Source organism: Flavobacterium sp. KACC 22763 (genome assembly GCF_028736155.1).
Taxonomy (GTDB): Bacteria; Bacteroidota; Bacteroidia; order Flavobacteriales; family Flavobacteriaceae; genus Flavobacterium.
The window spans coordinates 4,942,128-4,968,623 of the sequence record NZ_CP117879.1; the positions used below are offsets into that span (position 1 = coordinate 4,942,128).

22 protein-coding genes are annotated in these 26,496 nt (G+C 33.8%); 12 read left to right on the plus strand and 10 right to left on the minus strand.

Annotation, left to right across the window (positions count from 1 at the left end; all coding sequences use genetic code 11):
- The first annotated feature begins 689 nt into the window (after positions 1-689).
- From PQ463_RS20760 to PQ463_RS20805, 10 genes are all read left to right on the plus strand, one after another.
- Positions 690-3,800 carry a SusC/RagA family TonB-linked outer membrane protein gene (locus PQ463_RS20760; RefSeq protein ID WP_274255298.1) on the plus strand — a complete coding sequence of 1,037 codons (3,111 nt, stop codon included), beginning with the start codon at positions 690-692 and terminating at the stop codon, positions 3,798-3,800.
- A 15-nt stretch (positions 3,801-3,815) separates the two neighbouring features.
- Positions 3,816-5,324 (plus strand): RagB/SusD family nutrient uptake outer membrane protein, encoded by a 1,509-nt coding sequence (locus tag PQ463_RS20765; protein WP_274255300.1) that lies wholly within the window; start codon positions 3,816-3,818, stop codon positions 5,322-5,324.
- Between the two features lie 169 nt (positions 5,325-5,493).
- Positions 5,494-6,948 carry a glycoside hydrolase family 30 protein gene (locus tag PQ463_RS20770; protein ID WP_274255301.1) on the plus strand — a complete coding sequence of 485 codons (1,455 nt, stop codon included), beginning with the start codon at positions 5,494-5,496 and terminating at the stop codon, positions 6,946-6,948.
- Between the two features lie 94 nt (positions 6,949-7,042).
- Positions 7,043-8,494, plus strand: a complete 1,452-nt coding sequence (locus tag PQ463_RS20775; RefSeq protein WP_274255302.1) for a glycoside hydrolase family 30 protein — start codon at positions 7,043-7,045, stop codon at positions 8,492-8,494.
- A gap of 28 nt (positions 8,495-8,522) precedes the next feature.
- Complete coding sequence (locus tag PQ463_RS20780) at positions 8,523-9,995, plus strand: glycoside hydrolase family 30 protein (protein WP_274255303.1); 1,473 nt, start codon at positions 8,523-8,525, stop codon at positions 9,993-9,995.
- 18 nt (positions 9,996-10,013) lie between these two features.
- A complete protein-coding gene (locus PQ463_RS20785) occupies positions 10,014-11,759 on the plus strand; it encodes a cellulase family glycosylhydrolase (protein WP_274255305.1) in 1,746 nt (581 codons plus the stop codon).
- Positions 11,760-11,819: 60 nt separating this feature from the next.
- Positions 11,820-12,890, plus strand: a complete 1,071-nt coding sequence (locus tag PQ463_RS20790) for a glycoside hydrolase family 16 protein (protein WP_274255306.1) — start codon at positions 11,820-11,822, stop codon at positions 12,888-12,890.
- Positions 12,891-12,962: 72 nt separating this feature from the next.
- Positions 12,963-13,802: an endonuclease/exonuclease/phosphatase family protein gene (locus tag PQ463_RS20795; protein WP_274255307.1), complete on the plus strand. Its 840-nt coding sequence runs from the start codon at positions 12,963-12,965 to the stop codon at positions 13,800-13,802.
- A 2-nt stretch (positions 13,803-13,804) separates the two neighbouring features.
- Positions 13,805-15,229, plus strand: coding sequence for a glycoside hydrolase family 30 protein (locus tag PQ463_RS20800; RefSeq protein WP_274255308.1), 1,425 nt, complete (start codon positions 13,805-13,807; stop codon positions 15,227-15,229).
- Between the two features lie 13 nt (positions 15,230-15,242).
- Complete coding sequence (locus PQ463_RS20805) at positions 15,243-17,471, plus strand: glycoside hydrolase family 3 N-terminal domain-containing protein (protein ID WP_274255309.1); 2,229 nt, start codon at positions 15,243-15,245, stop codon at positions 17,469-17,471.
- Positions 17,472-17,706: 235 nt separating this feature from the next.
- Here PQ463_RS20805 and PQ463_RS20810 read toward each other — a convergent pair whose 3' ends face one another.
- Both PQ463_RS20810 and PQ463_RS20815 read right to left on the minus strand, forming a co-directional pair.
- Complete coding sequence (locus PQ463_RS20810) at positions 17,707-19,728, minus strand: hypothetical protein (RefSeq protein ID WP_274255310.1); 2,022 nt, start codon at positions 19,726-19,728, stop codon at positions 17,707-17,709.
- Between the two features lie 149 nt (positions 19,729-19,877).
- Positions 19,878-20,135 (minus strand): hypothetical protein, encoded by a 258-nt coding sequence (locus PQ463_RS20815; RefSeq protein WP_111426170.1) that lies wholly within the window; start codon positions 20,133-20,135, stop codon positions 19,878-19,880.
- Positions 20,136-20,417: 282 nt separating this feature from the next.
- On the opposite strand from PQ463_RS20815, the gene PQ463_RS20820 reads away from it, so the two are divergent.
- Both PQ463_RS20820 and PQ463_RS20825 read left to right on the plus strand, forming a co-directional pair.
- Complete coding sequence (locus PQ463_RS20820) at positions 20,418-21,173, plus strand: NUDIX hydrolase (protein ID WP_274255311.1); 756 nt, start codon at positions 20,418-20,420, stop codon at positions 21,171-21,173.
- Between the two features lie 30 nt (positions 21,174-21,203).
- Positions 21,204-21,524, plus strand: coding sequence for an MmcQ/YjbR family DNA-binding protein (locus PQ463_RS20825; protein ID WP_274255312.1), 321 nt, complete (start codon positions 21,204-21,206; stop codon positions 21,522-21,524).
- 5 nt (positions 21,525-21,529) lie between these two features.
- Here PQ463_RS20825 and PQ463_RS20830 read toward each other — a convergent pair whose 3' ends face one another.
- The 8 genes from PQ463_RS20830 to PQ463_RS20865 all read right to left on the minus strand — a co-directional run bounded on the left by PQ463_RS20830 (position 21,530) and on the right by PQ463_RS20865 (position 26,480).
- Positions 21,530-22,138 carry an alpha-ketoglutarate-dependent dioxygenase AlkB family protein gene (locus PQ463_RS20830; RefSeq protein WP_274255313.1) on the minus strand — a complete coding sequence of 203 codons (609 nt, stop codon included), beginning with the start codon at positions 22,136-22,138 and terminating at the stop codon, positions 21,530-21,532.
- Positions 22,125-22,370 carry an Ada metal-binding domain-containing protein gene (locus PQ463_RS20835; protein ID WP_274255314.1) on the minus strand — a complete coding sequence of 82 codons (246 nt, stop codon included), beginning with the start codon at positions 22,368-22,370 and terminating at the stop codon, positions 22,125-22,127. Before PQ463_RS20835 ends, PQ463_RS20830 begins: the two co-directional genes overlap by 14 nt.
- A gap of 131 nt (positions 22,371-22,501) precedes the next feature.
- Positions 22,502-23,215, minus strand: a complete 714-nt coding sequence (locus tag PQ463_RS20840) for a 2OG-Fe(II) oxygenase (protein ID WP_274255315.1) — start codon at positions 23,213-23,215, stop codon at positions 22,502-22,504.
- 128 nt (positions 23,216-23,343) lie between these two features.
- Positions 23,344-24,186 (minus strand): bifunctional helix-turn-helix domain-containing protein/methylated-DNA--[protein]-cysteine S-methyltransferase, encoded by an 843-nt coding sequence (locus tag PQ463_RS20845; RefSeq protein WP_274255316.1) that lies wholly within the window; start codon positions 24,184-24,186, stop codon positions 23,344-23,346.
- Between the two features lie 134 nt (positions 24,187-24,320).
- A complete protein-coding gene (locus PQ463_RS20850) occupies positions 24,321-24,782 on the minus strand; it encodes a GNAT family N-acetyltransferase (protein WP_274255317.1) in 462 nt (153 codons plus the stop codon).
- Between the two features lie 27 nt (positions 24,783-24,809).
- Positions 24,810-25,769 carry a Fic family protein gene (locus PQ463_RS20855; RefSeq protein WP_274257982.1) on the minus strand — a complete coding sequence of 320 codons (960 nt, stop codon included), beginning with the start codon at positions 25,767-25,769 and terminating at the stop codon, positions 24,810-24,812.
- Positions 25,770-25,810: 41 nt separating this feature from the next.
- On the minus strand, positions 25,811-26,143 hold the full coding sequence (locus PQ463_RS20860) for a DMT family transporter (RefSeq protein ID WP_111367936.1): 333 nt from the start codon (positions 26,141-26,143) through the stop codon (positions 25,811-25,813).
- A 52-nt stretch (positions 26,144-26,195) separates the two neighbouring features.
- Entirely contained in the window at positions 26,196-26,480 is a 285-nt protein-coding gene (locus PQ463_RS20865; RefSeq protein ID WP_274255318.1) for a hypothetical protein, read from the minus strand.
- Positions 26,481-26,496 lie beyond the last annotated feature (16 nt).

The window sequence follows — 26,496 nt, forward strand, 5'->3', positions numbered from 1 at the left end:
AAGTCCATTTTTCTTCATATATGCGAGCAGTGTTAAAAGATTAAATACTATCGGACATTATTTCTGCCAGTTTTGATGCTTAGTCTCCTCAAAAGTCTTTTAAATAAAAAAGTAGCCTGAGATTTTAGAATTGCATATAAAGAAGACTTGCGTGATCATTTTTATTAAAAAATGACCTTTTTCCCAATTTTAGAAGATGAAATTTCGTTTTTTCTTGCTTATAGTCCTTGTTAAAAGTAAGGTATTTTGTATAAATTTATCGAAAATAAGATTTTTCCTTCGTTAAAAATTATTGCCAATAATGTAAAAAAAGTAGGGTAAAAATATCATATTCTTTATTTTTTGATTTTTATGAAAAATCAAGATTTTACACTCGTAATTATTTAAAAAATAGCTATTTACGAGGTGTTTGGTGCTACTACCACGTTGTAGTTTTAATAATTTTTGCTAGAGTTTTCCTCTATAAATATAGTGTAGTGTTATTTTTTAAAATTAACTTTTCTTTAGTACTATTTTTTGTTTTTATAAATATTTAAAAATCAATATATTATGTTTTTTTTGATGTGTTTTTATAATATTATTTTTTTCGATTTGATGTGTTTTTGTAATGATTTTTGCCTGTGAAAAGTAAAAATTTAGTTTTAGTATTGCATCAAATTACTAATTAATTAACCAAAATTTTTAGAAAAATGAAATTAACAAAATTACTTGTTTTTTGTATTTCATCTTTGTTATTCTCGGTTATGGCTGTGGCTCAGGATGTCACAGTAAATGGAATAATTAACGATGAAAATGGTTTGCCTGTTCCAGGCGCAACAGTTTTATTAAAAGGTACTACAAAGTCTACTGCGTCAGACTTTGACGGAAAGTTCCAGATTCAGGCACCTTCAAACGGATCATTAACAATTACTTTTATTGGTTACTCTACAGTAACAGAAGCAGTAAACGGAAGAACAAAAATTACAATTCAATTAAAACCAGAATCACAATCTTTAAATGAGGTTGTAGTGGTTGGATATGGTACTCAAAAGAAATCTGTTGTAACTGGAGCAATCTCTAGTGTAAAATCGGCTGATCTTGAAAAAGTACCAAACGGAAGAGTTGAACAGGCCTTACAGGGTAGAGTAGCAGGGGTTTCTGTTGCTGCAGTTTCTGGACAGCCAGGTGAAAAGTCTAAAGTTCGTGTTAGAGGTATCACTACATTTAGAGAAGGTGGAAACGATCCTTTATGGGTTGTTGACGGTATTGCTGTAGATGCAAACGCAATTGGTTTTATCAACCAAAGTGATATTGAGTCTATCGAGGTGCTTAAAGATGCTGCTTCTGCTGCCATCTATGGTACACGTGCGGCTACAGGGGTTATCTTAGTTACAACTAAAAAAGGTAAAGCTGGAAAAATTTCTGTAAACTATAATGGTTTTGCAGGTATATCAGCTCCAGCTCAAAAGTTAGATATGCTGAATGCTACTCAGTATGCTACTTTAATGAATGAAAAATCTTTAAATGACGGAGGAGCTATTAAATATCCTAATCCTTCAGCATTTGGAAAAGGTACAAATTGGCAGGATGCGATTTTTAATGATTCTGCTTTCAGATATACACACGAATTAAGCATTAGTGGTGGTGGTGAAAAATCTACTTTCTACGCTTCTTTCGGAATTCAAGATCAGGAAGGTATCGTTACTACAGATATTTCTAACTATACTAAGAAAAACTTCAGATTAAACTCTACACACAAAATTTCTGATTACTTTACTTTCGGACAAACTTTTGGATATACACACCAAAAAACAAAAGGTATTGGTAATACAAACAGTGAGTTTGGTGGACCTTTAAGCTCTGCGATCAACTTAGATCCACTTACTCCATTTGTGGTTACTGATCCGACGGAAGCAAATTCAGGATTTTATACTAACCCAAATGTTGTTAGAGATGCAAATGGTAATCCTTACGGAATATCTTCTTTAGTACAACAAGAGATGACAAACCCTCTTGGATATATCCAAACAAGATTAGGAGGATACAGCTGGTCAGATGATTTTGTAGGTAATGCTTATTTAGAGGCTAACATTACAAGTCACTTAAAATTTAGAACTACTCTTGGTGGTAAGTTAGCTTATTGGGGAGATCAAATGTTTACTCCGGTTTTCTTCTTGAACCCAAACATGAAAGCTGATAGAAATAACTACAGCCAAAACAACAATAAATCTTTAGCATGGACACTTGAGAATACTTTAAGCTATGCTAACAAATTTGGAGATCACAACGTAAGTGTTTTAGCTGGACAAGGAGCTTATGTTGAAAATATTGGTGGTTCTATTGGAGTAACGATGTTTGGATTGCCAATTACAAGCTATAAAGATGCTTCTTTTAACTTTGATATTCCTCAATCGGATAGAGTTAACAGAGCAAGTGATTTTGTAGAGCACAAATTATCTTCATTGTTCTTACGTGCGAACTACGATTACATGGAGAAATATCTTTTCACAGGTATTGTTCGTCGAGATGGATCAACTCGTTTTGGTGAAAACAAAAAATGGGGAGTTTTCCCATCATTCTCTCTTGGATGGGTAGTTTCAAAAGAAGGTTTCTGGAAAGAAAACAATGTAGTTAATACTTTAAAATTCCGTGGAGGTTATGGAGTTGTAGGTAATGATAATATTGATGACTTTAAATATAGAGCGACAGTTGTTGGAGGTTATAACTATGCTGTAGGAACTTCAGGAGGTATTACTACAGGTTACGGAAACTCTACTCTTCCAAACGCAAACTTAGGTTGGGAAGAAACTTCTCAAACTACTGTAGGTCTTGATGCAAAATTATTTAATGATTTTTCTCTTACTCTTGATTACTACAAAAAAACAACAAAAGGAATCTTAAGAAATATTGTAATTCCTGGATATGTTGGAGTAGTTGATGCGCCTTCTGCAAACATTGCCGATATGGATAACAGTGGTTTTGAGGCTGAATTAGGTTACAAGAAAAGACTTGGAGAATTTAATTTAGGTGTAAATGCAAACTTTGCTTACTTGAAAAACGAAATTACTTATGTAGGATCATCTACAAACTTCATTGTTGGAGATGCTTCTTTCCAATCTATGGGACCTGTAACTAGAACACAAGTTGGTCACTCTTTTAACGAATTCTACGGATTTAAAACAGCTGGAATTTTCCAAAATGATGCAGAAGTTGCAGCGTACAAAAATGCAAATGGAGGTTTAATTCAGCCAAATGCTAAACCTGGGGATTTCCGTTGGGTTGATGCTAACAATGATGGAAAAATTACTGATGACGATAAGCAATTCTTAGGAACTAACATCCCTAAATACACTTTTGGTTTCACAGTAAACTTAGATTACAAAAACTTTGACTTTATGGCATTTACTCAAGGAGCTGCTGGAAGCAAAATTTTCCAAGGTTTAAGAAGGTTAGATGTATTGAATGCAAACTATCAAACAAAAGCTTTAGATCGTTGGCATGGTGAAGGAACTTCAAACGACTATCCAAGATTGACTAATAATGATCCAAATAAAAACTACACAAACATGTCTGATTTTTATCTTGAAGATGGAAATTACCTACGTTTAAAAGTGGTAACTGTTGGATACACAATGCCAACTAATTTATCATCTAAAATTGGAGCAGATAAAGTTCGTTTTTACCTAACAGGAGAAAACTTAGTCACTTTTACAAAATACACTGGATTTGATCCAGAAATTGGAGGTCAGGTTTATGGTGTAGATAAAGGAGTTTATCCGCAAGCAAGATCTATTCTGTTTGGAGCTAACGTTCAATTTTAAAAAAATTAAAGAATCATGAAAACGATAAAATTTAAATATATATATGTAGCTGTGGCAATGGCAGTGTTAGGATCTTGTTCTGAAGATTTTGTGACCATTGACCCAAAAGGAAAATTTGATACAAGTACTTACTTTTCTAATGAACAGCAATGCTATGCAGCTTTAATTGGGGTGTATGATCCAATTAGAAAGAATACAGGAGGATTTGAAAATTTGGTAGCCATGCTAAATGCTGGTTCTGATGATTTTTATGCTGGAGGAGGTAGTTCTACAGATGGAACAGGAATACAGAATTTCTCTACACACTCGCTTACTTCCATTACTATTCCTGGAAGTTACTGGAATGATCACTACCAAGGGATCTCTAGAGCAAATATGTTGTTAATGAAATTACCAGCAGCATCAATGAATGATGCTGTTAGAAACAGATTTGCTGCCGAAGCTAAAACATTACGTGCTTTTTACTATTTTAACTTAGTAAGACTATTCAAAAACATTGCATTAGTTTTAGAGCCATTATCTACAGAAACAATCTATAATCCTGAGCAAGTTGCACCAGAAGTAATTTATGCTCAAATCGAGAAAGATTTAAAAGAAGCTATTGCAGTTTTACCAAATACTGTGGTAAAAGATACTGAAGCTGGAAGATTTAATAAAGGAGCTGCTCAAGCACTTTTAGGAAAAGTATATTTGTTTGAAGGCAAAAAAACTGAAGCAGCAGCTGTTTTAGCAGAGGTAAACGGTACGCCAGGAGCTGTAAACCAATACGGTAATAAATTATTGCCTGAATTTAGCGATTTATGGGTAACATCAAACAAATTCAATGAAGAGTCATTAATCGAAGTATCTCACAGTAGTGCAGGTAACTCTGATTGGACGTTCTGGGGGAATGGTAGAGACGAAGGTAACTCTTTAAACATTATGGTTGGACCTAGAGGATATTCTAGACCAGCAGGTTCTACTGCGCCAAACCTTCCTTCAGGATGGGCTTTCAACGTTGCAACTCAAAAATTATATGATGCAATGCAAGGTGACCCACGTATGGCAGCTACAATTCTTGATTTAAAAGCATTAAAAGCAGCAGGTAAAGCAAACTATATTCCAGCTTACCAAGATACAGGATATTTCTTGAACAAATACCTTCCAAGACAGTCAGATGTTAGTACAGGTGGTGGTAACTCAGAGTTGAACTACAAACAAAACTCTTATGTAATCAGACTTGCAGATACTTACCTAATGGAAGCAGAAGCTTTAGGATCTGGACCAAGAGCACAAGCATTACTTGATGCAGTTAGAGATAGAGTAAAACTACCTCACGTACCAGTAACATTAGCAGCTATTAAGCACGAGAGAAGAATGGAATTAGCAGGTGAAGGACACAGATTTTTTGATTTAGTAAGATGGGGAGATGCAGCAGCTGCATTATCTGACAGAGGCTTTGATGCTGGAACAGATGAGATTTTCCCAATTCCGTACACAGAACTTAACGGTACTAAATTGAAACAAAATCCTAACTATCAATAAAAGTTGAATTCCGACGAAAATAAAAAGTTAAGTTAAGTTTAAGTTTAAGTTTGGTTGTAAATAGCCCATAATCATTATGAGTATGGGCTATTTTTTAAATCCTTCATAGGTAGAACTCGATTTTGATTTCTTCTAAACTTCAATTTAAAATCATAATAATTGGAAGCGAATGAAAAAAAATAGTTTAAAAATTTTATGCCTTTTGTTTTCTGCTGCAGCTTTTGCACAACAGCCAAAAACAAAAAAAGAGTTTACAACCAACGGAAAAAAAATAACCGTTTACACTACTGCCGAAAACTCAAAGTTACGATTGACCACTACAGATAATTTGACTTTTTCTGCCGCAAAACAACCCTTAGAAACAGAAACTTCTGTTTTTGTGGAACCAGCCAAAAAGTTTCAGACTTTTATGGGAATAGGAGGAGCAATTACAGACGCTAGTGCAGAAATATTTGCTAAACTTTCAAAAGAAAAACAAGCAGAATTCTTAAATGCTTATTACGATAAACAAAAAGGAATTGGCTATTCTTTGCTAAGAACAACAATTCAAAGTTCTGATTTTAGCAGTGGAAGCTATTCTTATATCGAAGAAGGAGATAAAGATCTGAAGACTTTTTCTATTGATCATGATAGACAATATCGTATTCCTTTAATAAAACAAGCTATACAGAAAGCTGGAGGAAAATTAACAACATACGTTGCGCCTTGGTCACCAAATGCTTTTATGAAAAGCAACAAAAATGTATTAAAAGGAGGGACTTTACTTCCAGAATACTATCAGACTTGGGCAAATTTCTATGTAAAATTTATTAAAGCCTACGAAAAAGAAGGCATTCCAATTTGGGGAACTTCTACACAAAATGAGCCAATGGCGGTACAGACTTGGGAATCTTGTATTTACACAGCTGAAGCCGAAAGAGATTTTATCAAAAATTATCTTGGGCCAACTTTGAAAAAAGAAAACCTTGGCAATAAAAAAATCATTGTTTGGGATCATAACCGTGATTTGATGAATTACCGTGCCAACGTAATTTACTCAGATCCTGAAGCATCAAAATATGTTTGGGGAATGGGATTTCATTGGTACGAAACTTGGTCGGGCGGAGCGCCGATGTTTGATAATGTTGGAAAAGTAAACGAAGCTTATCCAGATAAAAAACTGATGTTTACAGAAGGATGTATTGAAAAATTTGACGCATCAAAATATCAATTTTGGGGTAATGCAGAACGTTACGGCACTAACATGATTCATGATTTTAATAACGGAACAGTTGCTTGGACAGACTGGAATATTCTTTTAGATCAGTTTGGAGGACCTAATCATGTTGGAAACTTCTGTTTCGCACCAATTCATGCAGATACTACAACAGGAGAATTAATCTACACACCATCTTATTATTATATCGGACACTTTTCAAAATTCATCCGTTTAGATGCTGTGAGAGTAAGTACTGCAGTGAGCAAAAGCGCCTTATTGAGCACCTCTTTTTTAAATGCTGATGGAACTATGGCCACTATTGTCATGAACCAATCAGCAAATGACCTTACCTACAATTTAATTATTGGAGATAAAAAGGCAGAAGTCAAAATTCCGCCACACGCTATACAAACACTTGTTTATTAATATTTTGTAGTAAAGTAATGAAGAGGACTAATTTGAATCATCCATATTAGTCTTCTCTTTGCTTTTAATTTTTTAAAACGATTTTTTAAGCAACATGAAAGTTACCTCTCAAATATTTTTATCAGCCTTTGTCTTAATGCAATTAAGCTGTTTTACCTCAAAAATAACAGCTCAAAAAAATAATAAAATAAAGGTTTATACTACTGCCGAAAACACCAATTTGAAATTGTCGTTATCAAATGATCTAATTTCAAAAAACAACACTACACAACAAAAAACATCAACAGTATCTATTTTAGTAAATACTGAAAAAACAGACCAAACCTTTCTCGGAATCGGTGGTGCAATTACAGATGCAAGTGCAGAAGTTTTTGCCAAATTATCACCAAAAAAACAGCAAGAATTCTTAACGGCCTATTACGATAAAAACAAAGGTATTGGATATTCTTTGGCAAGAACAAACATTCACAGCTGTGATTTCAGCAGTGACAGCTACACCTATATTTCTGAAGGAGACAAAGACCTAAAGACTTTTAATATTGACCACGATCGCAAATATAGAATCCCTTTAATCAAAAAAGCAATTGAAACAGCCGACGGAAAACTAACCTTATTTGTCAGCCCATGGAGTCCCCCAGCTTTCATGAAAGACAATAATGATATTTTGCACGGCGGCGTTTTGTTGCCTGAATTTGCTCCAGCTTGGGCATTGTATTATGCTAAATTTATAAAAGAATACGAAAAAGAAGGAATTCCAATCTGGGGATTAACGGTTCAGAACGAACCAATGGCAAAACAAAGATGGGAATCTTGTATTTATACTCCAGAAGCAGAAAGAGATTTTCTTAAAAACCATCTTGGACCAACTTTAGAAAAAGAAGGATTAGGTTCTAAAAATGTTATTATTTGGGATCATAATCGAGGAGATATGCTAACCAAAAGAGCCAATCTCGTTTTCTCAGATCCTGAAGTTTCTAAATATGCTTGGGGAATCGGATTTCATTGGTATGAAACATGGAATGGTGGCCCGCCTCAATTTGAGTCTGTGGCAAAAGTTCACGAAGCATTTCCAAACAAAAATCTGCTTTTTACAGAAGGGTGTATTGAAAAATTTGATGCTTCTAAATATCAGTTTTGGGGAAATGCAGAACGTTACGGAATCAATATGATTCATGATTTTAATAATGGAACAGTTGGTTGGACAGACTGGAATATTCTATTAGATCAAAATGGAGGGCCAAACCACGTTGGTAATTTCTGTTTTGCACCTATTCATGCTGATACCACAAAAGATGAATTAATTTATACTCCGATGTATTATTATATTGGACATTTCTCAAAATTCATTAGACCAAACGCAAAAAGAGTATTTGAAACCACAAGCGATAAATCTTTATTAAGTACTTCTTTTAAAAACTCTGACGGACAATTGATTACGATTGTAATGAATCAATCTGAAAAAGAGGTTGTTTATTCTTTAGAAAATCAAAAAGAAAAAATAACGATTACAATTCCGGCACATGCAATACAAACTATTGTATACTAATTGCCGAACTAACTAAAAACCACAGAAAATGAAGTTTAATTTAAAGAATACTATAAAAGCGTTTTGCTGTATGGTGGTTGTATTGGCTCAGGTTAAATGTTCCTCTTCAAGTGATCCGGTAGAAAATCCGCCTGTAGATCCGCCAGTGGTAAATCCTCCAGTAGTAGTTACAAAAGATGTTGATTTCTGGCTCACAAAGAGCAATCAGAGTGCTTTGTTGGAAAAACAATCTGTAATATTAGGATTTGGCACAACAGCAAATGCATATGTAAACATTGAAGTTAAGGATACACAAAAATACCAAACAATTGATGGTTTTGGATATACTTTGACAGGAGGAAGCGTAGATGTTATAAACCAATTAAATGCAACAAAAAGGACTGCTCTATTGCAGGAGTTATTTGGTTCTGGAGAAAGCGCAATAGGAGTAAGTTATATTAGAATCAGTATTGGGGCTTCAGATTTAAGTGCAGCGCCTTTTACTTATAATGATCTTGCAGCTGGAGAAACAGATTTAAATTTAGATAAATTTAGTTTAGAAAAAGACAAAAATCTAATTGCCATGCTGAAAGAAATTCTGGCGATTAATCCTAAAATTCTAATCTTAGCAACGCCTTGGTCTGCACCTATTTGGATGAAAGATGTTGCTAGTTTTAAAGGCGGAAAACTTAAGCCAGAATATTACAATGTCTACGCTAAATATTTTGTAAAATACATTCAGCAAATGAAAGCGGAAGGAATTACAATCGACGCCGTAACTCCTCAAAATGAACCTTTGCATGACGGAAACAATCCAAGCATGTATATGTCTGCAGTAGATCAGGCAAGTTTTATAAAAAACAGTTTAGGGCCAGCATTTAAGGCAGCAAATTTAAGCGTAAAGATTATTGCCTACGATCACAATTGCGATAATCCAAATTATCCAAAAACAATTTTGGCAGATGCAGATGCTTCTCCATTTGTAGACGGATCGGCTTTTCATTTATATGCGGGAGATATCAGCGCGCTAACAGATGTGTATAATTCATACCCGACCAAAAATGTATATTTCACAGAACAATGGACTTCTTCTGACGGGCAATTTGGAGGCGATTTAAAATGGCATCTTCGAAATGTAATTATCGGATCGATGAGAAATTACAGTAAAAATGCATTAGAATGGAATTTGGCTAACAATGCAAATTTTGGCCCTCATACAGATGGAGGCTGTGACATGTGCAAAGGCGCTATAACTATAACTTCTAATAACAGTTTTGAGCGTAATGTAGCGTATTATATTATTGCACATGCTTCAAAATTTGTTCCAATGGGATCAACTAGGATAGAAAGTAATTCAGCTGGCAATTTACAAAATGTAGCTTTTATCACGCCTTCAGGTTCTAAAGTATTGATTGTTGAAAATGATGGTTCTGCTACAGAGACTTTCAATATTAAATTTAACGGAAAATGGGTAACAACTTCGCTTGAAGGAGGATCGGTTGGAACTTACACTTGGAAATAAATTTAGAGACCTTTTGATATGAAAAAAATAATTTTAACAATACAGCTTCTAGTTTCTATTGCTTCTTTTGGGCAAGGCTTCTTGCACAGAGACGGACAAAAAATTGTTGACGGTAATGGAAAAAATGTTCTTTTAAGAGGTTTAGGTCTTGGCGGATGGATGGTGCAGGAAGGTTACATGTTAAAGACACAGCCATTTGCGAGTCCGCAATATCAGATTCGACAAAAAATACAAGATGTAATTGGCGAAGAGGGAACAAAAGAATTTTATGCAGCCTACAAAGCAAACGGGATCACAAAACGAGATATCGATTCTCTGGCAAAATGGGGATTTAATTCTATTCGTCTTCCAATGCATTACAATCTGTACACTCCGCCAATTGAACAGGAAAAGAACGGTGAAATCACATGGATAGAAGAAGGCTTTACCATGACCGATAATTTGCTTAAATGGTGTGCAGAAAATAAAATATATCTGATTTTAGATTTGCACGCAGCTCCAGGCGGGCAAGGAAATGACGCCGCGATTTCAGATTTTGATACAACAAAACCAGCGCTTTGGCAAAGCGAAGCCAATCAGAAAAAAATGATTGCGCTGTGGAAAAAATTGGCTTCTCGTTACCGTGATAATCCTTGGATTGGCGCTTATGATATTATCAATGAACCCAACTGGAATTTTACAGGATCAAATAAAAATGGCTGTGACGAAAATTCAAACGGACCTTTAAGAGATTTAATGGTTGCGGTTACAAAAGCCATTCGCGAAGTCGATACCAATCATTTAATTTTTATTGAAGGAAACTGCTGGGGAAATAACTACAACGGCATTTTTCCTCTTTGGGATGACAATCTAGCTTTAAGTTTTCACAAATATTGGAACTATACCGACAAGGCTTCGATCGAACAGATGTTAGGCTATAGAGAAAAATACAATGTACCAATCTGGATGGGAGAAAGTGGAGAAAATTCTAATGTTTGGTTTAAAGATGCATTGACATTGGTTGAAACAAACAACATTGGATGGGCATTCTGGCCAATGAAAAAAATAGACAATATTGCTGGAGTAGCTTCTGTTACTAAAACTCGTGAATATGATGCTCTGTTGAAATATTGGAAAGATGGTGGTCTAAAACCATCTCCAGAATTTGCAAAAAAGACCTTGATGAAAATGGCCGACAATTACAAAATGGAAAACGTAACTGTTAAGCCAGATGTGGTAGATGCAATGTTCAGACAAGTGCAGACAGACGATACAAAACCATACAAGAAGAATGCAATTCCGGGCAAAATTGCAGCAACGCATTACGATTTAGGAACCAACGGAAAAGCTTATTCGGATAATGATTTTATAAATTACAGATCCGTAACTGGAAAAGACGAGCAATGGAATCGCGGCAACAGCATGAGAAATGATGGAGTTGATATTTTGCCTTGCAAGGATAAAGATTCAAACGGCTATCAAGTTTCATTCATTGAAGATGGAGAATGGATTCAGTACACTGTTGATGCAAAAGAAGGAACTTACAATGTTGCGATTCGTTATTCGAGCGAAAAAGCAGAAGGGAAATTGTATTTAGAAATTGATGGAGGAACAAAATCAGAAGTGATTTCACTTCCTGCAACTGGAGAAAATGATAAATGGAAAACAGCTGTTTTATCTAATGTCGCATTGAAATCAGGTTCAAATAAAGTGAAAGCTGTATTTGAAAAAGGAGGTTTTAATTTGAACTATTTTGACTTTGCTGCGAACAAAAACAAAAAGTAGTAGAAATAATATTTATCTTGATATTCAATTTATTAACTAAACCATTTAAATAATAAAAAGATGAAAATAATCAATCTCGTAAATAGAGCTGGAGTTCTTACTTTAATAATGTTGTTTGTGTTCCAGTCTTGCAGCAGTAACAACGATACAACTGATACTCCTGTCGTAGCTCCTGATAAAATTTCTGTACAAGTTGATGTAGTTGGCAAAACTGCTGAAATGCCAAATGGAGACGGAAGCGGAAAAATTAATTTAAAAATTGATGCTTCTAATGCAAAGTCATATAAAATAGTAGTAAACAATGAAACAAAAGAGTTTACAACCAGCAATTTTTCTTATGAGTTTACTCAGCCAGGAACCAAAACTTATACGATTGATGTTACGGCATTTAATGGAATAAAATATACTAATACTTCTACAACAGTAAATATTTTCGTAGCCAGAAAATTAATCTGGTCAGACGAATTTAATACCGATGGAGCGCCAGATACTTCAAAATGGGGATATGATTTAGGAAATGGAAACGGTTTTGGGAATAACGAATTACAATATTACACAAACCGCTCTGAAAATGTAAAAATCGAAGGTGGCCTTTTGAAAATCACAGCAATCAAAGAAGCTTACCAAGGAAACCAATATACTTCTACAAGAATGCTGACTAGAGGTAAATTTTCTTTTAAGTATGGAAGAGCAGAAGTTCGTGCAAAATTGCCTGTAGGCGGTGGCACTTGGCCAGCTTTCTGGCTGTTGGGAGATAATATAGACACAGCGGGATGGCCGTTATGTGGAGAAATTGATATTTTAGAATCAGTTGGAAATAATCCAAATGTGATTCATTCGTCTCTACATTCTCCAGGACGTTCAGGAAATACGCCAGACACCAAAACAACAACAGTTGCAAATTCGACAACTGAGTTTCATATTTACGCTGCCGAATGGGATGCCGAAAACATCAAATTTTATGTAGACGATAATTTATTTTACACGTATAAAAACTCAAGCACAACTCCATTTAATGCCAAATTCTTTGTGATTCTAAATTTAGCAATGGGAGGAAATTTTGGAGGAACTGTAGATCCAAACTTTCAAAGAGCGACTTACGAAATTGATTATGTAAGAGTGTACAATTAACATAACTTTTAAATAAATTTTTTTCTTTAAAGTCCCGTAAATACTAGATTTACAAGATTAAAATTTTTTAACATGAAAAAGATAAACAAACTTGTTTTTGCAGTAATGCTGCTTTTAGCCGTGAACTCATTTTATGGTCAGAATTTAAAAATTATGACTTATAATATCCGTTTGGATGTTGCTTCAGATGGAGAAAATGCGTGGCCAAAACGAAAGGATTATTTTACCTCTCAAATTGGGTTTTATAGTCCAGAAATTTTCGGAGTTCAAGAAGCAACGCCAAATCAAGTTTTAGACATTGTATCGGCTCTGCCAAATTATAGCAGATTTGGAGTAGGAAGAGAAGAAGGAGGATTGGGCGAAGCTTGTACGATTTATTATAAAAAAGATCGTTTTAAAGTCGAACAATCGAACACTTTCTGGTTGTCTGAAACTCCAAATGTGGTGTCAAGAGGTTGGGATGCTGCCTGCAATAGAGTTTGTACTTATGGGCTTTTTAAAGATTTAAAAACTAAAAAGTCATTTTGGGTTTTTAATCTGCATTTGGATCATATGGGAGAAGAAGCAAGGGTAAAAGGCGTACAGCTTGTTCTTTCTAAAATGAAGGAACTTAATACTAAAAATTATCCAGCTTTTTTAATGGGCGATTTCAATTCTGAACCAAACACAACGCAAATTGGAGAAATCAAAAAAGTGATGGATGATACCAAAGATGTTTCAATAGAAAAACCTTTTGGACCTTCAGGAACTTTCAACGATTTCAAACACAATGAACCTGTAACATTATTATTAGACTACATTTTTATTTCAAAAAATAGTGGTCTAAAAGTTCAAAAACACGCAGTGTTAAGTGATTCTAAAGATTTAAAATATCCGTCAGATCATTTGCCTGTCTTAATAGAAATAGATTAAAAATGAAAAACATCAACAAAAAACTTCAAATCCTAGTTTTGCTGCCATTAATTGCGATGCAGTTCAATTGTGGATCTTCAAAAAGTGTTACTGCCAATTCTGGAAAAGTAGAATCTTGGATTACTACTACAGATGAAACTTCAAAACTTAAAAAACAAACTGATTTGACTTTTAGTTCAGAAACAAATTCAAATCAGACAATCGAGATTAATCCAGCTGAGAAATTTCAAACCATCGAAGGTTTTGGATTCTCGCTAACAGGAGGAAGCGCTCAGGCTATCAAAAAATTGGATAAGGCAAAAAGAGAAGCGTTACTTCAGGAATTATTTTCAAGAAAAGGCAATGCAATTGGTCTAAGTTATTTAAGAATAAGTATTGGAGCATCAGATTTGAATGAAAAAGTTTTTTCGTATGATGATATGCCAGAAGGACAAACAGATATGAATTTGGAGCATTTCAATCTTGGTCCAGATTTAAACGATGTTATTCCGGTTTTAAAAGAAATTTTAGCTATAAACCCTAAAATTAAAATAATGGGTTCTCCATGGTCGCCTCCAGTTTGGATGAAAGATAACGGAAGCTCTAAAGGAGGAAGCTTACAGCCAAAATACTATGGAGTTTATGCTCAGTATTTTGTAAAATATATTCAAGCAATGAAATCTCACGGAATTGTTATTGATGCCATTACACCTCAAAACGAACCGTTGCACCCTGGAAATAATCCAAGTTTGTTAATGTTGGCAGAACAGCAGGCAGATTTTATTGGAAATCATTTGGGTCCCGCTTTCGCGAAAGCAAACATAAAAACTAAAATCATTGTTTACGATCACAACTGTAACAAACCAGAATATCCTTTGACAATTTTAAGAGATCCAAAAGCGAATCCGTTTGTAACTGGATCGGCTTTTCACTTGTACGAAGGAGATATTAGCGCTTTGACTACTGTTCATAACGAATTTCCAAATAAAGATTTGTATTTTACCGAACAATACACAGGTTCAGGAACTAATTTTGAAACTGACTTGAAATGGAGCGTAAAAAATGTAGTAATTGGTTCAATGCGTAACTGGAGCAAAAATGCACTTTCTTGGGGATTGGCAAATGATGAGTTCTACAAACCTTTTACGCCAGGAGGATGTTCGACTTGTAAAGGAGCTTTGATGATTGATCAGAATCAGAACATCAAAAGAGAAGTAGGATATTATATTATTGGGCATGCTTCTAAATTTGTTCCAGAAGGTTCGGTAAGAATTGGAAGTAATATTGCAGGAAACTTATATAATGCGGCTTTCAAAACTCCATCAGGACAAACCGTTTTAATTGTTGAAAATGATGGAGCTTCGGCTGCAACATTTAATATTAAATACAACCAAAAACAAACCACAACCACTCTAAATGCAGGTGCAGTAGCAACTTACGTTTGGTAAACAACTTAAACACATGAAAAAAACAACAACAATTATGCTGTTTATGCTTTCGCTTTTAGCGTCGGCACAACAGCAGACAATAGATCAGAAAGTCAATGATCTGTTGAAGAAAATGACAATCGAAGAAAAAATCGGTCAGTTAAATCAATATACTGGCGACAATCAGGCAACGGGTCCAATTACAATAAACCCAAACAAACAAGCTGAAATAAAAGCAGGTTTAATTGGTTCGATGCTAAACGTAATCGGAACAAAATATACCAGAGGATACCAGGAATTGGCTATGCAGTCAAGACTTAAAATTCCATTGTTATTTGGTCAAGACGTTATTCATGGTTACAAAACTACTTTTCCGCTTCCGCTAGCCGAAGCAGCAAGCTGGGATTTGCAAGCAATTGAATTGGCAGCAAGAGTTGCAGCAACAGAAGCTGCAGCAAGCGGAATTCACTGGACATTTGCGCCAATGGTAGATATTAGCCGTGATCCTCGTTGGGGACGTGTAATGGAAGGAGCAGGAGAAGATACTTATCTAGGTTCTAAAATTGCTTATGCAAGAGTAAAAGGTTTTCAAGGAAATAAACTGGGAGATTTAAACTCAGTTATGGCCTGCGTAAAACACTTTGCTGCTTATGGAGCAGGTGTTGGAGGAAGAGATTATAACTCTGTAGATATGAGCGAAAGAATGTTGTGGGAGACCTATTTGCCTCCATTTAAAGCGGCTTTAGATGCTGGTGCAGCAACATTTATGAATTCATTTAATGATATTAACGGAATTCCTGCAACAGGAAATGCGCATTTGCAGAGAGATATCTTAAAAGGAAAATGGAATTTTCAAGGTTTTGTAGTTTCAGACTGGGGATCAATTGGAGAAATGGTGGCTCACGGTTACTCTAAAGATCTTAAAGAAGCAGCTTATTCAGCTATTACTGCAGGAAGCGATATGGATATGGAAAGTAATGCATACCGTAAGAATTTAGCAGAGTTAGTAAAAGAAGGCAGAGTTTCGATTGATTTGGTTGATGATGCAGTAAGACGTATTCTTCGCAAGAAATTCGAATTAGGATTATTTGATGATCCTTACAGATATTCTGATGAAAAACGTGCCGAAAAAGCATTAAACAACCCAGAACACAGAAAAGCGGCTCTTGAAGTTGCTGAAAAAAGTATTGTTTTATTAAAGAATGAAAATCAGACTTTACCAATTTCTAAAAATGTAAAAACAATTGCATTTATTGGACCAATGGTTAAAGAATACAAAGAGAATATGGGCTTCTGGTCTGTAGAACTTCCAGAAGTTGATTACAATAAATGGATCGTTTCGCAATGGGATGGTTTACAAAATAAAGTGGGTAAAAACACCAAATTATTGTACGCAAAAGGTTGTGAGATCGAAGGAACAAACAAAGATGGTTTTGCAGAAGCTGTTGCAACAGCTAAACAAGCAGATGTTGTAATCTTGAGTATTGGAGAAAGACGTGATATGAGCGGTGAGGCAAAAAGCAGAAGTGACTTGCATTTGCCAGGTGTTCAAGAAGATTTAGTAAAAGCAATTCAAGCAACAGGAAAACCAGTTGTAGTTTTAATAAATGCTGGAAGACCTTTAGTTTTCAACTGGACAGCAGATAACGTTCCTGCAATTGTTTACACTTGGTGGTTAGGTACTGAAGCTGGAAATGCAATTGCAAATGTTTTATTTGGAGATTATAATCCGTCAGGAAAATTGCCAATGACTTTCCCAAGAGAAGTAGGGCAAGTGCCAATTTATTACAATCACTTCAGCACAGGAAGACCAGCTAAAGATGAAAACTCAACAAATTATGTTTCAGCTTATATCGATTTGAAAAATTCTCCAAAATATCCTTTCGGATATGGTTTGAGCTATACAACGTTTGATTACTCTGGTTTGAAATTATCTTCAACAAAAATAAAAAACAACGAAACGATTAAAGTTTCTTTCCAATTGAAAAATACAGGAAAAGTAGCTGGAGAAGAAGTAGTGCAATTATACTTGAAAGATAAATTTGGATCTGTTGTAAGACCAGTTTTAGAATTGAAAGATTTCCAAAAAGTGAAATTAAATGCAGGAGAATCTAAAACAATCGAATTTACAATTGACAAAGAGAAACTTTCTTTCTATAACAATAAAGTAGAATGGGTTGCTGAACCAGGAGATTTCGAAGTTATGATCGGAGCTTCATCAGCAGATATTAAATTAAAATCTGATTTTGAATTAGTAAATTAATCCATTGGTTGAAATTAAAAAGTGCAAACTAACATATAGAGACATAGATTTTTGTCTTGTACAAAAGAGAATAAAAGAAATAAGTTTCCACACATAGCAAAACTATGTGCATTTAAATTAGTGAAACGCCTTTTATTTAAGTCTTTAACTATGTTTCTATGTGTTGAAAGAATTTAGTATAATGGATTAAATAAAAAAGCGGGATTTTAAAATCCCGCTTTTTTTATGTCAAATTTTATTTAAGACGTTTCTTAAAACTATATTTCAGCATATTCATTAAACCTTGTTCGATAATATCGATTCCAATTCCATAATTGCTGTCGGCAATTTCATGATGTGCATTTCTAAAATCTTCAAAATCTTCACTTGGAATTTCTAGATTGATCAATGGTTTAAAATCAACATAAATAGAAGCGCCATTTTTGGTTACTTTTTTGCGGCTTGTAAAATCAAAATAAGGATTTGTAATAGTGCTTTCTTGAATAGTATATTTTTCTTGAGTATCTATTTTCTGGTCTGTCGATAAGTTGATTTCGTATTTTTCGTTATCAAAATTATGCCAGAATGAAAGATCGCTATGCAAAAAGTCGCGAGCAGAATTTTTAACTACATTTCTATCAAAATACATTAAAAAACGATTCTTCTCAGGATCTGTAAAATAAGGATTTTCGATTGAAGTGTTATACTGAATTGTAAACTCATTCAGCTTTTTATCATCGCTCACAATCTCAATTGAAGCATCTTTAAAAATAGTTCTGATATCTGTTCCGTTTCGATCACTAGAATAATTTAAAGCATAGAATAAGAAATTATTCCAGCTGTCAACTATTTCTCTTTTATTCGTGTTTTTAAAATACTTACGCATATAATTGGCACGATTTCCTTTGTAAGTCGAAACCAATTTTAACTGACCTATATTATTTTCAGCACTGAAATCTGCTTTTTCAGCTATACCATAATAAGGAAACTTATACGGTTCTTTAATCGCTAATTCCTGATTTGGTTTTACTTCCAAATAATGCATAAAGTAGATATAACCACGGTTTTCAATTAGCCCAAATTCATCTCTAGAAGTAGCATCAACAAAATACGTTTCGCCTTTGTAATTGATTTTTACAATAACGTGATTAAAAGTCAATAAAGATGGAAGATAATATTTAATATAATGATCCGAATTAAAGTTTACCAATACTACAGAAGAATCAACATTAATATAATCCAAAACGACTTTCAGTAAAACCGATTTTGCCTTACAGTCACCCTGTTTATTTTCATAAGTTACTGATGGTTCTTGCGGCTTGTGGCCGTTCATTTCGTCAGCATTAAAAACGTAATACACATGACTTTGTACATAATCAATTGCAAACTGTAACTTTTCGTCTTGATCTGCAATAGCATCTAGTTTTTCAACAAGGTTTGGAGCAAATTCTTTTAGAGAAGCTTTACTGTATATTTCTTCGTAAAGTGGAGAAATATAATTAGATAAATCAATCCAATTGCGATCTGTAGCAAAATCAATAAAAGGAGCAATTTCTCTATTAACGTCAAAAGAGTTAATATAATCTTCTTTTTCAATAACAAAACGCTCTGCTTTTTTCAGGTAATTAATTTCGGGTTCTATAACATTTCCCTCTTCATCTCTGAAAAATGTTTTTTTGTAAGCGATTGTTTCTTTTCTATCATTGATAAATGAAAACTTATATTTTCCGTAAGCCCAATAAGAACTTGGTGTTACGTACACATATTTAAGAAATTCCTTTCTCATAAAATCGCGATCTGTAAAAACCTTTGTGCGAGAATCTTCAGTAATCAAAATATCATAAAGACGTAAATCTTTAATTGTTATGTTTACTTTTTTGTTACTGCTCAAAATACCGCCTTCGCTTTGATTTTCACTATCCAAAACTTTAATTTTGGTATCTGCAATTTTATCGATCAAAACACCATCTCTCAAGACACTTATTCTGTGTATAACATAAGTCTCGTTTTCTTCTACAACAACATCTCTTGCCGAAGCGCTTTCTAGATTTGATGGTTCGTTAAGCGTATAAGCAACGCAAGCATATTCGCTGTTTTCGGTATCGCTTGTGTAGTAAACTTTATCTAAAAAGTAACAGAAATCTCGACCTTCTTCAACTTGTTTGTTGGAGAAATCCGATTCTTTTATATAATCAATAAGTTGATCGTCGTTAATTGTAGGTGCCCAGTTTTCTGGTTTTTGAATTTTGTAGCTTTCTGATTCAATGATGTTTTCCATGTACTTTTCTATAGGAGTATATTCTTACTTTTAAAACAGCTAAAATAACTAATAAATGACCATTTTCTTTCATTTTATTGTAAAATTTATAATAAAAAAAAACCTCACTAAAAGTGAGGCTACATTATAAATTATAAACAGGGGCAGGGTTATTTTATAACAGTATTTACAAAATCCATAGCGCCAATTCCTTTATAAGAAGCGTACAAGGCTTTATCGAATGCTTCTTGTTTTGCTTTCTTGTTTTTTGCGTCAGTTTCAACAATCATTTCATTGAAAATTCTTTCTTGTTCTTCACTATATTTCAAAGAAGCTTCTAAGAGATAGGTTTTAGAAACAAAACCAAAAGAATTTAGAATTTTACTTCTAATCTTTTGATTAAAATTTTTTAAAGTATTGGTATTCATGGTTTTCTACATTTAAATTTCTACACTCACTTTGAAGATAAATGGTAGCTTTGTATTATTGTTCTTTTTTTAGATTTCAATTTTAACAATTAAAATCATTAATGTGTTATTATGACGCAATGTACTTATTTTTTTTAAATTTGATTTTAAATTTTCGTTAAAATTGTAGTTTGAACACTTCTGTTTTGATTGAAAATCATCTCTTTAGAAAATTACGTAAGTTTTATAAAAATGAAGTAAATTGCAGAGTTATTAAAAGAAAGAATTTTATAAAGATTTTTGATGTTAAAAGACATTATAGATAATAACGAAAATTACCAGCCTGGACTTTCTATAGATTGTGTCATTTTTGGTTTTCATGATAATCAATTAAAAGTTTTATTGATTAAAGTGGAACGTGCCAATAAATGGTCTTTACCCGGCGGATTTATCCCAGTAGATCAGGATATAGATACGGCTGCAATCACAGTATTGAATAGCAGAACTGGTGTTGACGGTGTTTTTTTAAGACAATTTGCAACCTTCGGAAAAGTAGATCGTAACAAACAGCATTTTGATAAAAAAACGCTGGAATATCTGAAAATTGAAGAAGCAAAAGGAAAATGGCTTATGCGCCGTTTTGTTACGATTGGATATTATGCTTTGGTAGATTTTTCGAAAATTCTTCCAAATCCAGCAAATAGACATGAGATAGTAGAATGGATTGATCACAAAGAAGTTCCTGAGCTTATTTTGGATCATCGAGAAATTCTGGATAAAGCTCTAGATACTTTAAGAATAGAATTGAATTTAATGCCAATAGGTTACAATTTATTGCCAGAGAAATTTACCATTCCAGAACTGCAAAAATTGTATGAAACGATTTTGGATAAAAAACTCGACCGTCGAAATTTTTTACGTAAAATCACCAATATTGGAATTCTAAATAAGCTTGACGAAAAGAAAAGCAATGTAGCGCACAAAGCTCCAAACTTATATTCTTTTGATAAAGAAAAATACGATGAGGTTCTTAAAAACGGACTGAATCAAGGCTGGTAAAAAGTAAACTTTAATCTTAAAAATGATATTATGGTTTCAATTGAAGAATTCAGAAAATTAGCATTGTCATTTCCAGATGCGACTGAAGAACCTCATTTTGAGAAAACTTCTTTTAGAATCAAAAAGAAAATTTTTGCCACCTTCGATGAAAAAAATAATCATGCCGTTTTAAAGTTAAACGAAATTGACCAATCGGTTTTTTGCTCATCAAGCGAAAAGATTTTCTATCCAATTCCAAATAAATGGGGAAAACAAGGCTGGACAATTGTCGAACTTTCAAGAGTAAGACCCGAAATGTTTGAAGATGCTTTGATACTATCTTACGAAACTGTGGCTTCACAAAAGAAATAGAATTGCTATCTCACAATTGTTCTAAAAGTCAAATTAACCCTTGGTTTTTGCGTAGTTTTTGTTGGAGGAAGCCTATGAAGCCAATGTGTTTGCGTTTCATCTTTCATGACCAATAAACTTCCATGTTCCAAAATCAGAGAAACGGTTTCTTTAGACTCTTTATGTTTGAAAGCAAACTTACGTTCTGCTCCAAAACTTACTGAGCCAATTGCTCCATTTTTCTTTAAATCTTTTTCGGCATCACTGTGCCAAGCCATTCCTTCTTCACCAGTATGATATAAATTGAGCAGGCAAGAATTGAAAGTCTCTCCTGTTTTTTCTTCGATAATTTTCTTTAATTCTAAAAGTTCAGGTGTCCAAGGCAAAGCTTTTTTGGTCGTATTGGAATAGGTGTATTCAAATTCCTGATTGCCGTACCAAGCAACTTTTCGTTTGGTTAAAATTAATTTCCCGAAGATTACAGCTTCATCATTTTTCCATTCAATTGTATTTAATAAAATATCACGGTAGGAATCGGCGTCTGTCCTCGAAAATAATCTTCCGTAATAATTCACCGTTCCATCTTTTGGAAGCAGATTGGTTGTTTCGTCTGTTTGAGGATTAAATAAGTCCATTTTTCCATTTTAGATATTCCGATTTCATACAATGTCCGCAAGGTCTGAAACCATTTTGTTTGGCATCTATTTCAGAGGAAAAGAAGACACGATTTTCTCTTTTCATTCTTTTTCCCGAAGAACATTTGAGCGTTCCGTAGATTTTTAATTTTTGATTGCCACCGAAACAAATTTCGCCTTTTTTAATTTTATTTCGAAGGTCTGAATCGGTTATTTTACTATGCTCAATCATAATTAAATTGTTAAATATTAATTTCTCACAAAGTCGCAGAATCGCAAAGTTTAGGATTTATTAACCTTAAAAAATAAGTCAGCTAAGTCTTAAAATATCTCTTTGCGACTTCGCGACTTTGCGAGCAAAAATCAAGAAAGGGCATCATGAAAAATAATTCCCAACGTATATCTTTCGCCAGATTGAACTTCGCTTACGCCATGTTTCATGTTTACGCGATAATAGCCTTTTGAACCTTTTACAGGTCTAAAATTGGTTGTAAAAACTAAAATATCTCCTTTTTTGGGTTTCAAAACAATAGCTTTCGATTGTGCTCTTGGAGTTTGTTGAGTCAAAACAAATTCGCCACCAGTAAAATCTTCGTCAGGTTCGTTTAGAAAAAGCACAATTTGAATAGGAAAATAAACATCACCATATAAATCCTGATGCAAAGTATTAAAACCGCTTTTGCCGTATTTTAGAATTAAAACTGTCGCTTTGAGCTGATTATTGTCATGACATTGTTTTAGCAAATCTTCATGTTTCGCTGGGAATATTGTGTCTATATTTAAAGCTTTCATCCATGCATTTGCGATTGGAGCTAATTTCGGATAGATTGCAGATCGAATATTCTGAATTAGATCTGGAAGTGGGTAATTGAAATATTTGTATTCTCCTAAACCAAATCGATAACGTTCCATTACAACTGTTTTTCGATATATGGATGGATTGTCATAATCGAATTTTAAGTCTTCGCATTGTTCATTATTAAGGACTTTTGGGATAATTGCGAATCCATTTTCGTGCATAGATTCGGTGATGCTTTCCCAATTTTGAGAAGCAATTTTTGATTGTATATTTTGCATAGTAATTTAGATAAAGATTTTTTTTCGCCACGAATTCACGAATTATTTGTAAAATCTATGCGAATAGAATTAGTTTAATTCGTGAATTGCTTCGCCTGTTCGCTATCGCTCGAGTCGTGGCAGAAAAACTATGGATTTACATGAGAACCTTCCCAACCAATAATAGCAGTTTTTCTGGTGTTTCCCCACATATAACCGCCAAAGGTTCCAGAAGACTGAATTACACGATGGCAAGGAATTAAGAACGCAACAGGATTGCTTCCAATTGCAGTTCCAACAGCTCTAGATGCATTTGGTTTTTGAATTTGGTGTGCAATCGAACCATAAGTAGAAAGCTGTCCCATCGGAATTTTTAATAAAGCTTCCCAAACTTTCAGTTGAAAATCGGTTCCTTTTAAATGCAGTTTAATTTCTGATAATTTGCTCCAATCATTTTGGAAAATAAATAAAGCATTTTGTTGAGATAAATCCAGCTTTTTAGAAAATTGAGCATTCGGGAATTTATCTTTCAAGGCAATAAATCCCGTGATTTCATCTTCGGCGAAAGCCATAAAACAAACACCTTTTGAAGTCGATGCAACGATAATGTTTCCAAATGGGCTTTCAGCAAAACTGTAGTTTATTTCAAGATTTTTTCCTCCGTTTTTATATTCTGCAGGAGTCATTCCTTCGATATTTACAAATAAATCATGAAGACGGCTTGTTCCTGATAATCCTGTTTCAAAAGCAGTTTCAGAAACGGTCGCCTGATTTTCTTTGAGTAATTTTTTGGCATGCTCGATGCTTGTATATTGTAAAAACTTCTTCGGACTCGTTCCTGCCCATTCGCTAAAAAGCCTCTGAAAGTGAAACGGACTTAAATGCACTTTTTCTGCAACCTCATCAAGATTGGGCTGATCTTTAAAATTTGCTTTGATATAATCGATTGCTTCTGCAATGCGGTTATAATTAATGGTTTCTTGTGTGTTCATTTTTCTTCCATTTTATAAGGCAAAGATCGATTGGTTTTGGCAGGTAAAAAATCCGAAACTTGCTTTGTTTTTTGTTTCAAGTTTCAGGTTTCAAGATCCAGCTTAACTTGAAACCTGAAACTTGAAACAAAATTTTACAATTCTTTTTCCATCTTAAAATTAATCAATTCCGCGCCTAAGCGAATATTTTTCTGCTTGGCTTTTACAACAAATCCTTTCTTTTCAAAAAATGGTTTTGCAGTAATACTAATATCTGAAGTTATGATTTTGGAATGATGTTTTCTAGCTTCAGTTTCTAATTCGTTTAGAATTTTGTCTGCAATTCCTTGTCGCTGAAAATTTTTATGTATGTAGAAGAAATCAATGTAATCTCCATCTTTTAAGGTTCCAAAACCTGCAATTTTGTTTTCGATAATGGCTAATAAAACAAATTGTTTTTCGATAACTTCAATCCACCGTTCTTTATTTTTGACACCAGAAATCCAAGCTTCTCTTTGAGCTGCATTATAATCGTTTTTGCAAACGGATTGAATGGTTTCTACATACAATTTTTGCATTTCGGGAAGGTCTGAGATTGTAGCTTTGCGGAGGTTCATGATTGCGAATGTCCTGTTTAAAGAAAACTAAGATTTAATTAAGGTATATTTGGCAGTGCTTTGATTTCCTGTAATTTCGAAAAATTTTAGTTCTAACCCTTTTTTTAAATCACGGCTTGCAGTAGCTGCTGAGATATCTTTGAAGACATGCATGTAATCTTTTCTAGTAAATTCTTTGATTCCTAGAGAATAAAAATACTCTAATCGGTCAATGTCTTTTATTGTTCTATTATCATAATTAAGTAGATTTTCTAGTGACTTATTTATTACATCTAGCATGTACTCAATAAAATAAGTTGATTTACCGCTACTGTCACTCATGGCTAAAGATTTGTAATAACTATCTTGAGTTTTACTGATCAATGTTTCAAAAGGTAAAAATTCAAAAACAGGATACTCTTCCATCAGAATAACAGTTTGCCATAATCTTCCCATTCTTCCATTTCCATCTAAAAAAGGATGAATAAATTCCATTTCATAATGGAAGACACAGCTTTTTATCAAAGTTAGTTCGTCTTTATTTTTCAAATACTCAAATAAATCATTCATTAAAAATGGAACACTCTCATAAGGAGGAGCTATGTGTGCAACTTTATTTCCTTTTACAATTCCAACTCCCTGTTTTCGATATTTTCCAGCATCAAGAATTAGATCTTTCATCAATAACTGATGAGCGTTTAGAAAGCTTTTGGAAGAAGTCGATTTATATTTTTCTAAATCATCATAAACTTTAATAGCATTTAAAACTTCTAACACATCTTTTTGAGGACCAATTACTCTTTTGTTCTCGATTAATGCAGTTATTTGTTCTTCTGTTAAAGTATTTCCTTCAATTTGTAATGAAGAGTGTATTGTTTTAATTCTATTTTGCTTTCTTAATTTTGGAGATTGTTTGTCAAGATATGCAGCGTTTAGTGCTCCGATTTTTTCAGAAATAGAAGTTATCAATTTTAATATTATGGGTGTAATGTCATAAGGAGGCTTCATGATAGTATCATTTGATACTATCAAAAATAATATTTTTTGATTTAATGAGCTGTAGTTTTAGAAAAAACATTAATTACAACAACTCCAATTATAATTAAAGCTAAGCCAATAATGGCTGGCAAATCTGGAATTTCTTTGAAGAAAATAGCGCCAATTGCGGTAATTAAAACAATTCCGACTCCAGACCAGATGGCATAGGCAAATCCAACAGGAATGGTTCTGATGGCGAAGCTCAAACAATAAAACGCGCCACAATATCCAATAATGGTAATGATACTCGGAATGAGTTTGGTAAATTCTTCGGACTTTTTTAATGCTGATGTTGCAATGATTTCAAAAACAATGGCTATAAATAAAAATAAAAAATTCTTCATGATTGTCGTTTTTTACAAAGTTAAGCTTTGTTTAAAACGAAGGGGAATTTATTTATCGAATATGAATTTCTGCTTCATTATTTTTTACTTCATCAAAACAATCAATGCATAACATTTGAAAATCGGCTTTGGCTTGAAAAACATCAGTCCATTCTTCGCCATTATCAAGAAGCCATTGTTCGCATGCTCCACACCAGGCAATTTGAGGAAGATCTTCTTCGGCTTCTGAATAGTAAAAACCTACTTTTTCTTTGGAGTCTGTTGCCATTGCAATGTGAATACAGCCAAAAGTCATTTCTTTTGTGCCATGTATTTCGCATAAAACTTTTTCGATCATAATTTTTTTCTTCCTT

Excerpts from the sequence above, each read along its gene's own strand:
- PQ463_RS20760 (WP_274255298.1), top strand. The coding sequence starts at position 690 with ATGAAATTAACAAAATTACTTGTTTTTTGTATTTCATCTTTGTTATTC.
- PQ463_RS20765 (WP_274255300.1), top strand. The coding sequence starts at position 3,816 with ATGAAAACGATAAAATTTAAATATATATATGTAGCTGTGGCAATGGCA.
- PQ463_RS20770 (WP_274255301.1), top strand. The coding sequence starts at position 5,494 with ATGAAAAAAAATAGTTTAAAAATTTTATGCCTTTTGTTTTCTGCTGCA.
- PQ463_RS20775 (WP_274255302.1), top strand. The coding sequence starts at position 7,043 with ATGAAAGTTACCTCTCAAATATTTTTATCAGCCTTTGTCTTAATGCAA.
- PQ463_RS20780 (WP_274255303.1), top strand. The coding sequence starts at position 8,523 with ATGAAGTTTAATTTAAAGAATACTATAAAAGCGTTTTGCTGTATGGTG.
- PQ463_RS20785 (WP_274255305.1), top strand. The coding sequence starts at position 10,014 with ATGAAAAAAATAATTTTAACAATACAGCTTCTAGTTTCTATTGCTTCT.
- PQ463_RS20790 (WP_274255306.1), top strand. The coding sequence starts at position 11,820 with ATGAAAATAATCAATCTCGTAAATAGAGCTGGAGTTCTTACTTTAATA.
- PQ463_RS20795 (WP_274255307.1), top strand. The coding sequence starts at position 12,963 with ATGAAAAAGATAAACAAACTTGTTTTTGCAGTAATGCTGCTTTTAGCC.
- PQ463_RS20800 (WP_274255308.1), top strand. The coding sequence starts at position 13,805 with ATGAAAAACATCAACAAAAAACTTCAAATCCTAGTTTTGCTGCCATTA.
- PQ463_RS20805 (WP_274255309.1), top strand. The coding sequence starts at position 15,243 with ATGAAAAAAACAACAACAATTATGCTGTTTATGCTTTCGCTTTTAGCG.
- PQ463_RS20810 (WP_274255310.1), bottom strand. The coding sequence starts at position 19,728 with ATGGAAAACATCATTGAATCAGAAAGCTACAAAATTCAAAAACCAGAA.
- PQ463_RS20815 (WP_111426170.1), bottom strand. The coding sequence starts at position 20,135 with ATGAATACCAATACTTTAAAAAATTTTAATCAAAAGATTAGAAGTAAA.
- PQ463_RS20820 (WP_274255311.1), top strand. The coding sequence starts at position 20,418 with ATGTTAAAAGACATTATAGATAATAACGAAAATTACCAGCCTGGACTT.
- PQ463_RS20825 (WP_274255312.1), top strand. The coding sequence starts at position 21,204 with ATGGTTTCAATTGAAGAATTCAGAAAATTAGCATTGTCATTTCCAGAT.
- PQ463_RS20830 (WP_274255313.1), bottom strand. The coding sequence starts at position 22,138 with ATGGACTTATTTAATCCTCAAACAGACGAAACAACCAATCTGCTTCCA.
- PQ463_RS20835 (WP_274255314.1), bottom strand. The coding sequence starts at position 22,370 with ATGATTGAGCATAGTAAAATAACCGATTCAGACCTTCGAAATAAAATT.
- PQ463_RS20840 (WP_274255315.1), bottom strand. The coding sequence starts at position 23,215 with ATGCAAAATATACAATCAAAAATTGCTTCTCAAAATTGGGAAAGCATC.
- PQ463_RS20845 (WP_274255316.1), bottom strand. The coding sequence starts at position 24,186 with ATGAACACACAAGAAACCATTAATTATAACCGCATTGCAGAAGCAATC.
- PQ463_RS20850 (WP_274255317.1), bottom strand. The coding sequence starts at position 24,782 with ATGAACCTCCGCAAAGCTACAATCTCAGACCTTCCCGAAATGCAAAAA.
- PQ463_RS20855 (WP_274257982.1), bottom strand. The coding sequence starts at position 25,769 with ATGAAGCCTCCTTATGACATTACACCCATAATATTAAAATTGATAACT.
- PQ463_RS20860 (WP_111367936.1), bottom strand. The coding sequence starts at position 26,143 with ATGAAGAATTTTTTATTTTTATTTATAGCCATTGTTTTTGAAATCATT.
- PQ463_RS20865 (WP_274255318.1), bottom strand. The coding sequence starts at position 26,480 with ATGATCGAAAAAGTTTTATGCGAAATACATGGCACAAAAGAAATGACT.